Source organism: Paracholeplasma brassicae, from assembly GCF_000967915.1.
Classification (GTDB): Bacteria; Bacillota_I; Bacilli_A; order Acholeplasmatales; family UBA5453; genus Paracholeplasma; species Paracholeplasma brassicae.
Genome location: NC_022549.1, coordinates 238,288 through 251,640, shown reverse-complemented (window position 1 = coordinate 251,640; position 13,353 = coordinate 238,288). Strand labels below are relative to the sequence as shown.

15 protein-coding genes and 1 other RNA gene are annotated in these 13,353 nt (G+C 39.0%); all 16 read right to left on the bottom strand.

Translation table 11 applies throughout. The annotated features are described in order from the left end of the window. Window positions 1-4 precede the first annotated feature (4 nt). Window positions 5-697, bottom strand: coding sequence for a 16S rRNA (guanine(527)-N(7))-methyltransferase RsmG (gene rsmG / locus BN853_RS01060; RefSeq protein WP_030004110.1), 693 nt, complete (start codon window positions 695-697; stop codon window positions 5-7). Continuing rightward, window positions 694-2,544, bottom strand: coding sequence for a tRNA uridine-5-carboxymethylaminomethyl(34) synthesis enzyme MnmG (gene mnmG / locus BN853_RS01055; protein ID WP_052591420.1), 1,851 nt, complete (start codon window positions 2,542-2,544; stop codon window positions 694-696). Before mnmG ends, rsmG begins: the two co-directional genes overlap by 4 nt. 84 nt (window positions 2,545-2,628) lie before the next feature. Continuing rightward, entirely contained in the window at window positions 2,629-4,590 is a 1,962-nt protein-coding gene (gene tkt, locus BN853_RS01050) for a transketolase (protein WP_030004108.1), read from the bottom strand. Between the two features lie 19 nt (window positions 4,591-4,609). Continuing rightward, window positions 4,610-5,224, bottom strand: a complete 615-nt coding sequence (locus BN853_RS01045; RefSeq protein ID WP_030004107.1) for a hypothetical protein — start codon at window positions 5,222-5,224, stop codon at window positions 4,610-4,612. Between the two features lie 120 nt (window positions 5,225-5,344). Next, window positions 5,345-6,421 carry an NADH:ubiquinone reductase (Na(+)-transporting) subunit F gene (locus BN853_RS01040; RefSeq protein ID WP_030004106.1) on the bottom strand — a complete coding sequence of 359 codons (1,077 nt, stop codon included), beginning with the start codon at window positions 6,419-6,421 and terminating at the stop codon, window positions 5,345-5,347. A 12-nt stretch (window positions 6,422-6,433) separates the two neighbouring features. Further along, a complete protein-coding gene (locus BN853_RS01035) occupies window positions 6,434-7,015 on the bottom strand; it encodes an Rnf-Nqr domain containing protein (protein WP_030004105.1) in 582 nt (193 codons plus the stop codon). Window positions 7,016-7,018: 3 nt separating this feature from the next. Next, the gene (locus tag BN853_RS01030; protein ID WP_030004104.1) at window positions 7,019-7,645 is read right to left on the bottom strand and encodes an Rnf-Nqr domain containing protein; all 627 of its coding nucleotides are present in this window, start codon (window positions 7,643-7,645) and stop codon (window positions 7,019-7,021) included. Between the two features lies 1 nt (window position 7,646). Next, window positions 7,647-8,240 (bottom strand): RnfABCDGE type electron transport complex subunit G, encoded by a 594-nt coding sequence (locus BN853_RS01025; protein WP_030004103.1) that lies wholly within the window; start codon window positions 8,238-8,240, stop codon window positions 7,647-7,649. Beyond that, window positions 8,237-9,151: an RnfABCDGE type electron transport complex subunit D gene (locus BN853_RS01020; RefSeq protein WP_030004102.1), complete on the bottom strand. Its 915-nt coding sequence runs from the start codon at window positions 9,149-9,151 to the stop codon at window positions 8,237-8,239. The genes BN853_RS01025 and BN853_RS01020 overlap by 4 nt, the downstream gene beginning before the upstream one ends. Window positions 9,152-9,373: 222 nt before the next feature. Further along, window positions 9,374-9,468, bottom strand: an RNA gene (ffs, locus tag BN853_RS08720) — signal recognition particle sRNA small type. Window positions 9,469-9,482: 14 nt separating this feature from the next. Next, window positions 9,483-9,941: a tRNA adenosine(34) deaminase TadA gene (gene tadA / locus BN853_RS01015; protein WP_030004101.1), complete on the bottom strand. Its 459-nt coding sequence runs from the start codon at window positions 9,939-9,941 to the stop codon at window positions 9,483-9,485. Further along, on the bottom strand, window positions 9,931-10,533 hold the full coding sequence (locus BN853_RS01010) for a thymidine kinase (RefSeq protein ID WP_030004100.1): 603 nt from the start codon (window positions 10,531-10,533) through the stop codon (window positions 9,931-9,933). The genes tadA and BN853_RS01010 overlap by 11 nt, the downstream gene beginning before the upstream one ends. Window positions 10,534-10,763: 230 nt before the next feature. Further along, on the bottom strand, window positions 10,764-10,976 hold the full coding sequence (gene rpmE / locus BN853_RS01005; RefSeq protein WP_030004099.1) for a 50S ribosomal protein L31: 213 nt from the start codon (window positions 10,974-10,976) through the stop codon (window positions 10,764-10,766). Window positions 10,977-11,079: 103 nt separating this feature from the next. Further along, window positions 11,080-11,586 (bottom strand): Gx transporter family protein, encoded by a 507-nt coding sequence (locus BN853_RS01000; RefSeq protein ID WP_030004098.1) that lies wholly within the window; start codon window positions 11,584-11,586, stop codon window positions 11,080-11,082. Further along, on the bottom strand, window positions 11,583-12,065 hold the full coding sequence (locus BN853_RS00995; RefSeq protein WP_052591105.1) for a NusG domain II-containing protein: 483 nt from the start codon (window positions 12,063-12,065) through the stop codon (window positions 11,583-11,585). The genes BN853_RS01000 and BN853_RS00995 overlap by 4 nt, the downstream gene beginning before the upstream one ends. Then, window positions 12,043-13,269 carry an FAD:protein FMN transferase gene (locus tag BN853_RS00990; protein ID WP_052591103.1) on the bottom strand — a complete coding sequence of 409 codons (1,227 nt, stop codon included), beginning with the start codon at window positions 13,267-13,269 and terminating at the stop codon, window positions 12,043-12,045. The genes BN853_RS00995 and BN853_RS00990 overlap by 23 nt, the downstream gene beginning before the upstream one ends. Between the last annotated feature and the right edge of the window lie 84 nt (window positions 13,270-13,353).

Sequence of the window (13,353 nt, the reverse complement as noted above, 5' to 3'; positions counted from 1 at the left end):
TCCTTTATAACGGTTTGTTTTTTATCTGTGCGTAACTTCTTGGGTATTTATCGTTTATTTTTACTTTTTTTATAACAAGCAAATGACGTACGCCATAATCAAATGGTAGTTCAAACGATTCAACACGTTCAACTCTGCCACCCAAGATGGTAATGCCTTTACTCGCTTCTTTTAATTCTTCATGAAAATTAGACGCTTTCATTGCTAATAGTGTCCCTCCGAGTTTAACCATCGGTAGGGCAAGTTCATCTAATATTTTGATTGGCGCGACGGCTCTTGCGGTCACTAAATCAAAACGGTTGCGATTATTTTCTGCAAATACTTCGGCACGGTTCGCAATCAACTCGATCCCGTCAATTTCCAATTTAAGTGACAATCTTGATAAGAACCCAATTCGTTTTTGAAGGGATTCAACAATCGTTACTTGTAAGTGTGGAAAAATGATTTTTAAGGGAATACTTGGAAAGCCTGCGCCTGCCCCTATGTCACATATTGATTGTATGGCGTTGAAGTCAATGGCTTTAATTAAAGACACCGAATCGTAGAAATGTTTGTAGTACACATCTTTTTCCTCAGTGATTGCTGTTAAGTTCATCACCTGGTTTTGTTCGATTAAATAATTAAAGTAGGTTTCAAATTGGTTTAATTGAACCTCGGTTAATGTGATCCCTAAGTCACTTAAAAATTGCGTTCTCATTTAATTGACTCCAAGTAGACGAGTAAGATAGAAATGTCCGATGGATTAACCCCTGAAATCCGACTAGCGGCACCTAGGGTTGTCGGTCTTATCTTTTTAAACTTTTCTCTTGCTTCGATTGCTAGATTTCGAATTAAATCGTAATTGATGTCTTTAGGGATTGGTTTTTCATCAACACGGACCATTTTTTCGGCTTCTTTATACGCTTTATCGATATAGCCTCGATACTTCACTTGAATTTCAACTTGTTCTAATACCGTATCAGAAGCACTCGTAGGAATGAAATGCTTAATTACATTATAATGGATTTCTGGTCGTTTTAATAGTTCATTTAACTTTATTCTGTCACTTATTTTACTTGAACCTTGTTGTCTTAACAATCGGTTATTTTCGTCATTCGGCAGAACAACGACTTCTTCGATTTGTGCTTTAATTTCGTCAATTTGTGCTTTTTTTTCTAAAAACTGATCGTATCGAGTCTGATCAAGCAATCCTAAACGATACCCATACTCTCTTAATCTTAAGTCCGCGTTATCGTGTCTAAGTAATAAGCGGTGTTCAGCTCTTGAGGTAAGTAAACGGTAAGGTTCTTTGGTGCCTTTGGTAATTAAGTCATCAATTAAGACGCCAATGTAGGCTTCGTTTCGTTTTAAGACAAACGGTTCCTTTTGATCAATTTTTAAGACAGCATTAATCCCTGCCATTAACCCTTGACCAGCCGCTTCTTCGTAACCTGAGGTGCCATTGATTTGTCCGGCACAAAATAAGTTTTCGATTTTTCTTGTTTCAAGTGATTGATAAAGTTGGGTTGGATTAATCGCGTCGTATTCAATTGCGTAAGCGTATCTTACAATGACCGCATTTTCTAACCCCTTAATCGAATGCACCATTTTCTCTTGAATTTCTTTTGGCATTGACGTCGATAGTCCTTGGACATAAATTTCATCTAAGGCCATACTTTCTGGTTCTAGGAAGATTTGGTGTCTTTCTTTATCAGAGAAACGAACGACTTTGTCTTCGATCGATGGGCAGTACCTTGGTCCTACCCCTTCAACAATGCCGCCATACATTGATGACAAATTAAGATTAATGTTGATGATGCCATGTGTGTCTAGGTTGGTGTGAGTCAAATAACAAGGTTCTTGATGACCCATTTCTGTGATTAGTGGGTCAAAGCTGAACGTTTGAAATTTGTCGTCCGCGTTTTGAATGGTAGTCTTCGTATAATCGATACTACTTTTTAGTACCCTTGGCGGGGTACCTGTTTTTAGTCTGACCATTTCAAATCCGAGGTCTGCTAATTGTTTTGAGATCCCTTTAGTGGTCGGTTGACCATCTGGGCCTGACACGGTTTTTTCATGTCCTCTTAGAATACGGCTATCTAAATAAGTACCTGTGGTAATCACCACGGTCTTTGACTTGATTTCTTCGTTTGATTCTAAAACAACGCCACACGCTTGGTTGTCATTAATAATTAAATGATCCACTAACGCTTCAATTAACGTTAGATTTTCTTGGTTTTCTAGTATCTCTAACATGATCTTAGGATACGCCAACTTATCAATTTGTGCTCTTAATGCCCAAACTGCTGGTCCTTTTGAAAGATTCAACATTTTCATTTGGATTTGTCCAAGGTCTGCACTTCTGGCCATTTGGCCACCAAGCGCATCAATTTCTCGAACAACAATCCCTTTGGCTGGTCCACCAATCGATGGGTTACAACTCATTGCCCCAACGCGATCAAGCTTTCCTGTTACTAACGCTGTTTTTTTGCCCATGCGGGCTGCGGCCAAACACGCTTCGATTCCGGCGTGTCCACCACCGACGACTAATACGTCATACATAATATCACTTCCTAAGTTTGTGTGTAAAACGATTTCGGCCAATTTAAAAGACTGGCCTTAATCGTCAAAGAAAGGCGATTGCTCGCCTTATTTGATGTTTAAGTATACTTCTTCCACTTTTTCTTTTGTAAATCCAAAATGTTTGATGGCCACCGCAAGTGGAGCAGATACCCCATAAGAATCAATGCCATAAACGTTTGGTGTGTATTTGTACCAAGGCATTGAGCTACCCATTTCAAGCGCTAAGGTTTTTACGCCTTTTGGAAGCACTTCGTCTTTGTAGGTTTGTTTTTCTTTATCAAACATGTACATGCTTGGCATTGAAACCACGCGTACGTATTTATTCTTTTCTTTTAACAATGACTGAACCTCAACCGCAAGTGATACCTCACTACCAGCGGCAAGTAGGATACCATCGAGTGGCCCTTCTTCCTTAGAAATCACATATGCGCCACGGTTGAACTGAGGGTGTGGTGTGTCTCTTAGGGTTTTCACGTTTTGTCTGGTTGTAATAATGGCGGTTGGTGTGTGTTTGGAATTCATAGCAACTGCCCAAGCTTGTGCTGTTTCGTTAGCGTCTGCTGGACGAATCACGTTTAAACCTGGAATGGCACGAAGACCTGCTAATTGTTCGACCGGTTGGTGCGTTGGTCCATCCTCACCCACGGCAATTGAGTCGTGTGAGAAAACAAAGATTGATGGGATTCGCATGATCGCAGCTAGTCTTAAGGATGGTTTCATGTAGTCTGAGAAGACAAAGAATGCCCCAGAGAATGCTTTAATACCACCGTGTAGAGTTAACCCGTTGGTGATTGCGCCCATGGCGTGCTCACGAACACCAAAATTAATGTTTCTGCCCAAACGGTTTTCTTTGCTGAAATGACCGTCTGCGCCTTTAGCCATGGTTGAGGCTGTTAAATCGGCAGACCCGCCCATGATGCATGGGTATTCTTTGGATAAATAATCCAGAACCTTACCGGATGCGGCACGTGTTGAGACTTGTCCACCAAATTCAAATTTTGGTAGGGCATCAATTGAAACACTGAAATCTTGAAGCACTGAACTCTTTAATTCTTGAGCCTCTTGTGGGAATTTTTGAGCGTATTCTTCAACCATGTCAACCCATTTACGATACGTACGGTGACCACGGTTGTATACTTTTGTTTTGTAATGCTTGTAAACTTCTTGCGGCACATCAAATGCGTCATGTGGCCATGAATAAAATTGTTTCATTTCCTCACGGCGTTCAAATCCAATTGGAGAGCCGTGGACGCTTGAGGTCCCACTTAGGGTTGTCCCATAACCGATGATTGTCTTAACTTCAATCACCGATGGTCTATTGTCTTCTTTTTTCGCTTTTTTAATGGCTTTATTAATTAAATCAATGTCATTGCCATCCGCTACTCTTTGGTAATGCCAATTCATTGATTCGAATTTCTTCTTGTGGTCATCAGAAAACGCTAAATCCGTTTTCCCGTCTAATTGAATGTCGTTTGAGTCAAATAGTACAATCAGCTTACCTAAGCCTAGATGGCCTGCTAAGCTCAGTGCTTCAAGTGCAACGCCTTCTTGTAAGTCCCCATCACCACAAAGCACATACGTGTAATGATCAACGACGTCATAGCCTGGCTTGTTGTATTTTTTTGCCAAGTGTGCCTCAGCAATGGCCATACCAACCCCATTAGAAATTCCTTGACCTAATGGACCTGAGGTGGTTTCTACCCCATCGGTGTGACCGTATTCTGGGTGACCTGGTGTGTTTCCGATTTGTCTAAAGTTCTTTAAATCTTCTAAACTCACCTTAAACCCAGATAAATGGTTTAATCCGTAAAGTAACATCGAACCGTGACCCGCAGATAGAATAAAGCGGTCTCTGTTGAACCAATTTGGTTTTTTAGGGTATATATGCATGTGTTTTGTAAACAACATGTGCGCCATTGGCGCGGCACCTAAAACAATCCCTGGGTGTCCACTGTTTGCCTTGTTAATGGCATCAACCGCTAAAAATCTCAAGGTGTTAATACTTAATTGATCGATTGTTTGATTCATAACATGTCCTCACTTTTATTTATTTTTCAGAATTAGAATCCTGATTGTCTATGTCTTCTTTTACTTCTTCAACCACTTCGGTATTAAAGTAAGTATCGTAATACTTCGCTTGCGCTTCTAGTATTTCTTCAAAACGTTCTTTTCCACGAATGCGTTTAATCTCAGTAATTGAGTTTGCTCTGGCTTGTTCAATTTTCTTTTTCATCAAATTCGTTTGTAAAATGTTCGCAACTAAAATCACCGCAAGTATGGCAATAAGTGCCACGCTTTGGAATTGTTGTAACGCTGGAATGGTTGAAAATAATACCGCCACCAACATCGCAAGTGCGATCATCGGTAACACGATTTTATACATTAACCCACTTCGAACCTTATCAGCTTCTTCGTAGAATGATATCCATACTTTGTTGATTTTTTTATCGTATAATTCTTTCATGACTTCATAGTAGCCATCTTCAATCAGTAATTTGTATTCCTTTCCATCGGATGTCCAAACAGCAAATTGACCTTTTGACGCGTATTTTGCTAAGTAAGGTGTTTGGTTCATGCTATGAACCTCCACACTACGTTCACCTAAGTCTTGAGTTTCCACTGGTTCTTTTAACGTTTTAAATACATGATATTGTAATTTCATCTAATAATATACCTCCACTATTTGATATTATATCATAATATCTGCTAGACTAAACAGTTTTGAAAACAAATGTAAAAAAATCAGTGAGCGATATTGCCCACTGATTTCGTCAAATTTCATTTAAAACTTATCAAAGAAAACGTTGTGTTCTTTAATTTTGTGTTTACTTAAGACTTTGTTACAGGCGTTAATCATCCCTGGTGAGCCGCACAAATAGGCTTCTGCTTCACTTAGATCATCGGTGTGTCTATCAACAACGTCGGTAATTAAACCAACCTCACCCTTCCAATTGTCTTCTTCAAGCGGTTCTGATAGAGCTGGCACGTAAGTAAAGTTTGGAAATTCAGTCATTAACTGTTCGAATTCTTCGGTCATATAGAGATCTCTTTTGGATTTCGCCCCAAAGAAATAAGTGACTTTACGCGTCATGCCGCGGTCTTTTAAGTAATATAGGATACTTCTAATTGGTGCTTTACCTGAGCCACCAGCGATACAAATCATTTCTCTACCACTGTCTCTTAAATAAAAATCACCATAGGGCCCCGTCAGTGTGATTTTATCGCCTACTTGTAAGGCTTTATGGACAAACGTTGTTGCTTTACCGTTAGGCACTTGTCTAATAATCAACTCGATTTCTGATGTGTCTTTTGGGTTAGATGCGATTGAGTAAGCCCGAATCACATCAATGCCGGGGACTTTAATTTGTGCGTATTGACCCGGTTTAAATTCCATTTTGTCCGGGTCAATTAATTTAAACCGAACCAATTTGATGTCATAGGTTTGCTCAATGATTTCAACGACTTTCGTTTGGTAAGCCTTCGCGTGCAGTAACTCCTTTGGGATTTCAATTTTCATGTCGTCCTTGACTTTTACTTGGCAAGACAAACGAATGCCTAAATCTCTTTCTTCTTTGGATAGAAATGGTAGTTCGGTTGGTTTAACCTCACCACCACCTTCAATGAGTCGAAACTTACAAAACCCACACGTCGCTTTTCCTCCGCACGCTGAAGGAATGTAGATTTTTTGATTCGATAACGTATTTAATAACGTATCTTCATTTTTTACAGGTATGATGGTATCCTCATTGACAAGTAACATCTTTTCTTTGCCACCACCAAGTAGTTTATCAATGACAATTAAAAAGAGGGTAATGAGTATTAAACCACCAATCAATATAATCGGTACAAACGGATTCATAGAATATCCTCCTTATATACTAGCTAAGCCAGTAAATCCAATAAACGCTAACGCTAAGATGCCCAAGATGACAAAGACAATCCCTTTGCCTTTTAAACCTCTTGGTACATCACTGTGCTTCGCCATTTTTTCTCGAATGCCAGCAACTAAAACGATCGCTAGCATCCAACCAACGCTCGATCCAAACGAAAACACCGTGGTTTCCGCAAAATTATACGTACGGTTAACAAAGAACAATGATACCGCTAAGACCACACAGTTTACGGTAATTAGTGGTAAATAAATACCAAACGCGTTATAGAGTTTAGGTAAATACTTATCCATTAACATCTCTAAGACTTGCACGGTTGCCGCAATCGTAATAATGAAAACCAACAGTGCTAAACTCGTTGTTTCGGTTTGTTTTAATAATTGATAAATCGGGTAGTTGATCATTGCCGTTAAGGTAACAACCAAAACAACCGCAATCCCCATCCCTTTGGCATTTTTCACGTTCGTCGAAATAGCAATTAATGGACACATCCCTAAAATGTAGACCAGTGCAATGTTGTGATTTAATATCGTTGCAACAAAAAGTTCAATTAGATTACTCACAAATTACACCTCACTTTCGTAATACTTAAGCCATTCTCGAATGCCCCAAATGAAGAGCGCCATCACAAAGAACCCACCAGGCGCTAAGGCCATGACAGACCAATTCGTAAAACTTAAAGGCATGACCCTCATGTTTAAGATGGTTCCAAACGCTAAGGCTTCTCTGATGATTGCAACAACAACCAGTATGAACATATAACCCATACCTGAAGCAAACCCATCAACTATGGAATACTTGACTGGGTTTTTAACCGCAAACGCCTCAGCTCTACCCATCACAATACAATTGGTGATGATCAAACCGACGTAAGCCGCTAAGCTTTTGGCAATCGTTGGAAAGTACGCATCTAGAAACATTTGAAACATAATCACAAACGTCGAAATGACCACCATGTAAGTCACCATTCGAACTTTGGCTGGAATAATACTTCTCATACTTGAAATGAGCATGCTTGAGGCCATCACAACAAAGGTCACACCTAGACCCATCGCGATCGCGTTTTCAACCTTGTTTGATACCGCAAGTGAGGAACAAATCCCTAAGACGGCAATCACAATTGGATTACTTGTGGCAAGCCCGTCCTTTAAGAGGTTATAGGTTTTAGTGTATTTAATACGAATCCATTTCATCTTAATTACCTCTACTTTCAAATAACGTCTTATACATCGGGTAGGTTTCATTAACCATCTTCATAAAAGCTTCAGAGGTTCTTGTTCCGCCTGTAATCGCATCGACTTCATTTGGTAGATTATCCTCATTCCCATGTCTGATAATAATGTAGGGACTTTGATCAGAAAGTACAGTCCCACTGTATTTTTCTAAATACCAAGCCTCAGCCAACACACCACCAAGACCAGGTGTTTCTTCTTGCGCTAAAATTGAAATTGAAACGATTGTTTTAAAATCCGCCTCAAGCGTCATAATCGCTTCGATTGGCCCCCAAACCCCGGAACCTTTGAAAATGTAGGACACACGGTTTGTTTCTTTATCAATATAAAACGTTGTGTCTTCAATAACCACTTCTTCAACCGTTTCATCAAAACGTTCAAACACCGTATTAAAACTATAACTGATGTCATAAGCATCTAAAATCGAACTCTTTAATAACGCTTCGTCATTTCTTGCGATTCGGTCTTTGGTCAGCAAATCCGCCCCAACAAGTAAGAAAGAAACCACGGACCCCAAAATCACAACAAACACTAACATGTTGATGTATTGTCTCATACAAGCTCACCCGCTTCTTTAATAAAGTATGAATCAATTAACGGACTAAACGCATTCATAATCACCACAGAAAACGCCATGCCGGCTGGGTATGCGCCAGGGTTACCACGAATAATTAAGATGATTGCCGCAATCCCAATGCCATAAATTACTTTCGCCCAGTTAGAAACCGGCATCGATACTGGGTCACTTGCGACAAAGAAACTACCGAAAAGCACACTACCGACTAGTAAAGATGCGACCGGGTCACTAAAATAGGTTTCATTCAACTGATTTCCAATCAAATTAACGATAAATACCGTACCTAGAATTGAGACCGGAATACGCCAGTCCACAATTTTTAGAACGACTAAGAGAAGCCCTATAATTAGAATACCAATACGAAACGTCTCCCCTAGTGATCCAGGCACAACACCCAACAATAAATCCATATAAGATTCACTAAGATTACCACCATTTAAACCAATTAATGGGGTCACACTCCCAATCACATCGGTTTTTGGGTTTAACCACTGTGTGTTTAAATACCTTGGAAACGAGATTGTAACAAAAATATAACCGACCATGGCTGGGTTAAAGATGTTTTTACCCAAACCACCAAATAAACTTTTTGCAAAAAAAGTCCCGAAGCTCGCACCGATCGCAACCACCCAAAGTGGGACCGATGGTGGCATCGTTAACGCAAAAATAAGAGGTGTGATTAATATGCTATAATCGAGACCTTTTTTTCTCGTTTTCGCAAATATTAACTCAACGCACCCACTAAAGACAATCGCAACCCCTGCGATTAACAAACTATAGGCCCCAAAGATAAAGGTCGCCCCAAGTAAAATAACCAATAGCGCACCAATCATAATGACCAAATTACGATTGTTTAAAACCGCTAAGTGGCTTGGCATTTTTTCATTCATTCAGTTCACCGCTTTCTAATTAGAGGATACTTAGTATCCCAAACTATATTTGCCTTCATTGTATCACAGACTTTTTATTTACACCAAGCCATTTGCATCAAATAATGTCATTATTTAAAAGTGCTTTCATAAATTTTATAATTTTTATAATATAGAATGACTTGAGATGAATAAGAAAAAAAGAACCCTAAAGGTTCTCTATCTATTTGATTATTGTATCCCTATCAAGCATCACCACTCACATCATAACAAAGCTTATGGCTGCTTCAGTCAAGACCTGACCAGGTTCACTCGCTACAATTGAATGGTGATGCCTCATAGGGATACGGATTTAATTCTTTTGGCGTAACTCTTTAAAAAACGATTTAATGAGTTCACTGCACTCTTCTTCTAGTATACCACAAGTTACTTCCACCGTGTGATTAAATTTATGTTCAAATAAATTAAAAACGCTACCAAGGGCGCCAGCCTTTGGATCGTTTGCCCCATACACCACGCGCTTTACTCGTGATTGCAGAATCGTTCCAGCACACATCGGACAAGGTTCTAGAGTGACATAAAGCGTCATGTCCTCTAATCGCCAAGACCCGAACTTCTTGTTTGCCTTCTCGATGACTAACATTTCCGCGTGTGAGGCAGTTTTGTTAGTTTTTACCCTAAGGTTATGTGCTTTGGCATACACTTTATCTTCATACACCAACACCGCACCAATTGGAACTTCGTCTTTTAAAGAAGCTTTTTTTGCTTCTTTAATCGCTAAGCTCATGTAATACTCGTCTTTATTTGTCATCTTCAAATCGGTTAACCTTGCCAATGACTTCATGGAATTCTCTTGATCTTGGTTCATAGGATTCGCTTGCCCCAACTAGGACAATCTCATCGTCGTATCTCGCTGGCTTGCCATTAATTAGACGTTGTGTCCGTGTGGCTGGTTGCCCACTTACCACACAAATCGCTGTCAGTTTAACGACAAACTCCGCCACCGCAAGTAACTGCGGCATTGGCCCAAACGGCTCACCTCTAAAGTCTCTATCAAGACCACCCACAATGACGCGAATGCCTTTATTCGCTAGGTATTCTGCCACATCAACGACTTCATCGTCTAAAAATTGAGCCTCGTCGATCACGACCGCGTGCGTATTTTCCTTGATGTGATCCAAGATTTCCCTGGCTTGATTGATATTAATTGATTTTGCTTTTGTCTTATTATGAGAAACGATTTCATCGGTCGCGTAACGATTATCGATGGTTGGCTTAAAAACCAAAACGTTTTTCTTGGCGTATTCTAATCTGCGAATACGTCTGATGATTTCTTCTGTTTTACCTGCAAACATTGGTCCGCAGACGACTTCAATCCAGCCGCCAAAAATTGGTTGATGCATCGTGTTCCACCTCATTTTAATGTTATAATTTATTGTGATTATTATATTCGACAAAATAAAAAGAGAATGACCTTAGTTAATCTCGCTACTTCTAGTATAAGGAAAACAAATCAAAGAATCAACCCTATTTTTTATGAAATAATTTTCATTGAAAAACCCATAAATAATCCTAGGTAAAATGAAGAAAAACGTAGCTTTTTAGGCTACGTCTATTTCTTCTTAACGACTGATTATTTCTTTGTGTCAATACCATAACGTTTGTTAAACTTGTCAACACGTCCAGCTGCTGCTGTGAATGTATCTTGACCTGTATAGAATGGGTGACAATTTGAACATGTATCAACGCGAATTTCTTTTGCTGTTGAACCTAATTCAAATTCGTTACCGCAAGTTACACAGTGGCATTTAACAACTTGGTATTTTGGATGAATTTTTTCTTTCATATCCATTCTCCTTCCGCCATAGACGTTTCGTCCATAGTAAGTTTCCGATATATTATATCATAGACTTTTTAATAACTCAAACCTTTTTTAACTGAAATTCGAGTTAATATTTCTTTTCCACAAACCACTCTTTTGAAATGGCTAAAAACTTATTTGCTAAAATCCCTGTAAATATGCCCGCAGGAATACTTAGAAACAGCATGATCGGTGCATAAAATGTCACAACTTCCGCAAAAATAAACCTTGCGGCAAGAATTTGACCAAAGACGTGCATGATTGAGCCTAACACAGAAACACCAATTAGTGAAAATTTATCAAGCATTCTAAATATGACAATCGTAAGGATTGAAAACACCCCACCCGTTAAGCTAAGCATAAAGGTTGGTCCAAACCCTGATGGCCCAAGAAGACCTGCAACAAAGATGCGCATTAAGCCCACAATGATTGCTTCTTTTGGAGAATATACAAAAACCACGATGAGTGTAATGATATTCGCAAACCCAATTTTGAATGCCGTTCCAGGAATAATCGGAATATACATTTCTAAGATATTTACGACCACGGCAATCGCTGTAAAGATTGCAAGCAGCACCAATTTTTTTATACTCATCCAATGATCACATCCGTATCGTTACTAAATTCTATGGTGATAAAATTAGGTAAACAAACGATCGGTGCGACATCCGAATAACCTTGTCTACTACAAATATTATAAGGACTCTTTTCCTTACTAACTCTGATTTTATTTTCTTTATACTGAATTTCAACCACGCCAAGTGCCCCTCTGACATAAAAGAGGTTTTGATACACCACAATTGTTTTTCCAAACTCGAGTAGAATTACCTCGCTTGAAGTGGTTAAGTCAAACCCATCAATTTCAGGTTTTTCGGTTAAAACAATCACGTTTGATGGGTTATTTGCTACGTATGACCCATCCTTTAATGAGATTTGCATCACCGCTTGATTCGAAACCTTCACATAAGCAATTTCGCCTTTAACTCTAGTTGCGATACTAAAAATTAACAGGCCTCCGAGTAGAATTAAGGCAACGCCAATCAACAAAAAATCATTCTTCTTTTTCTTTGTCATAATTAGCACCTTTTTTCTTTTCGTTGATTGATAGTAAAACGATAATGATACCACCAACAATCACGACCCCACCTAGAATGTAGGCAATCGACTCAACGTCGTTTGGTCTTGATTCGGTTTCTTCTTCTACCCTAAGCTCGACTTCAGTATCCTCAAGCATCGTATTAATCTTACCATCGTACATAAAAAAGATTGCTTCAATGCCTAAATTTTCAACGACCGCCTTTGCCTCATCAAAAGGCATATTAAAGATAGCGGTTGATAACCCATCCAAATGACCCGAGTCATCACCGATGAGTGTTACTGCGTGATAGTACTGTTTTGGTAAGTAATCCTTAGGTGAGATGATGTGATGGTATCTAATCTCATCATAAGTGAAGAATTGTTCAAAATTCCCTGAGGTAACAATCGCCTTATCGGTATTTGAAACCACCGCGTATAAGCCTAACATCGGATTCACCGGGTGTCTTAAGCCTAAACGCCAGTTTCTATTTTCCGGGTGTTTGCCTACCGCAATATTTGAACTTCCTGCGTTAATCATATAAGTTGTAATGCCTTGTTCTTCTAAATAGTCAACTGCCTTTTGTGTGGCATAGCCTTTCGCAAGTGCCCCTAGATCAAGTTTCACATTTTCATTCGTAAATCGAACCGTAAGATTTGTTTCATTTAGTATGACTTCACTAAAGGTCACACGACCAAGCGCATCAATGTCATTCATTAATTGATCAAAATCTGCCTTAGGCATCTCATCGTAACCAAAAGAGGTAATGCCTTGTTTGATTAAATCAACGGCCCTACCAATCGAGACATCAAAATAGCCATTGGTCTCTAAATAGAGCGCTTTAGCTTCTAAGAGTAAGTCAAACAATTTTTGACTAACGACGACTGGTTCATCAAACGCTTTCTGATTGACGTCATAAATACTTGTTTGTCCATAAAAAGGGTTACTTAAGTAGTCATTAACCTCATCAAAATCGTCGTCCTTAAAATTGAAATTATTTGATATAATTGTGTACTCTTGATAGATTTTTTCAATCTCATTTAAATCTTCAATGGTTGCGTTATATAGTGTCACGGTAATACTCGTGTACATATAATCGGTCATAGACCTTACCAAAGGCTCATCACTTGCATAAACATTTACTTTAAAGAACGCACCTGAAAGTAGTGCAAGTCCTAAAATCATTCCCATTATTTTTTTCATATTATCGCTCATTTCCATTTCGTATTATATCATATATAATAATCAAAAACACCCCAGTTTTCATTAAAAACACTTACAATGCCC

What these genes read in the sequence shown, in the direction of transcription:
- tkt (WP_030004108.1), bottom strand. Translation starts at nt 4,590, where the DNA reads ATGAATCAAACAATCGATCAATTAAGTATTAACACCTTGAGATTTTTA.
- BN853_RS01040 (WP_030004106.1), bottom strand. Translation starts at nt 6,421, where the DNA reads ATGAATCCGTTTGTACCGATTATATTGATTGGTGGTTTAATACTCATT.
- BN853_RS00990 (WP_052591103.1), bottom strand. Translation starts at nt 13,269, where the DNA reads ATGAAAAAAATAATGGGAATGATTTTAGGACTTGCACTACTTTCAGGT.
- tadA (WP_030004101.1), bottom strand. Translation starts at nt 9,941, where the DNA reads ATGACAAATAAAGACGAGTATTACATGAGCTTAGCGATTAAAGAAGCA.
- BN853_RS01025 (WP_030004103.1), bottom strand. Translation starts at nt 8,240, where the DNA reads ATGAGACAATACATCAACATGTTAGTGTTTGTTGTGATTTTGGGGTCC.
- BN853_RS01010 (WP_030004100.1), bottom strand. Translation starts at nt 10,533, where the DNA reads ATGCATCAACCAATTTTTGGCGGCTGGATTGAAGTCGTCTGCGGACCA.
- rpmE (WP_030004099.1), bottom strand. Translation starts at nt 10,976, where the DNA reads ATGAAAGAAAAAATTCATCCAAAATACCAAGTTGTTAAATGCCACTGT.
- BN853_RS01045 (WP_030004107.1), bottom strand. Translation starts at nt 5,224, where the DNA reads ATGAAATTACAATATCATGTATTTAAAACGTTAAAAGAACCAGTGGAA.
- BN853_RS00995 (WP_052591105.1), bottom strand. Translation starts at nt 12,065, where the DNA reads ATGACAAAGAAAAAGAAGAATGATTTTTTGTTGATTGGCGTTGCCTTA.
- rsmG (WP_030004110.1), bottom strand. Translation starts at nt 697, where the DNA reads ATGAGAACGCAATTTTTAAGTGACTTAGGGATCACATTAACCGAGGTT.
- BN853_RS01000 (WP_030004098.1), bottom strand. Translation starts at nt 11,586, where the DNA reads ATGAGTATAAAAAAATTGGTGCTGCTTGCAATCTTTACAGCGATTGCC.
- BN853_RS01020 (WP_030004102.1), bottom strand. Translation starts at nt 9,151, where the DNA reads ATGAATGAAAAAATGCCAAGCCACTTAGCGGTTTTAAACAATCGTAAT.
- BN853_RS01030 (WP_030004104.1), bottom strand. Translation starts at nt 7,645, where the DNA reads ATGAAATGGATTCGTATTAAATACACTAAAACCTATAACCTCTTAAAG.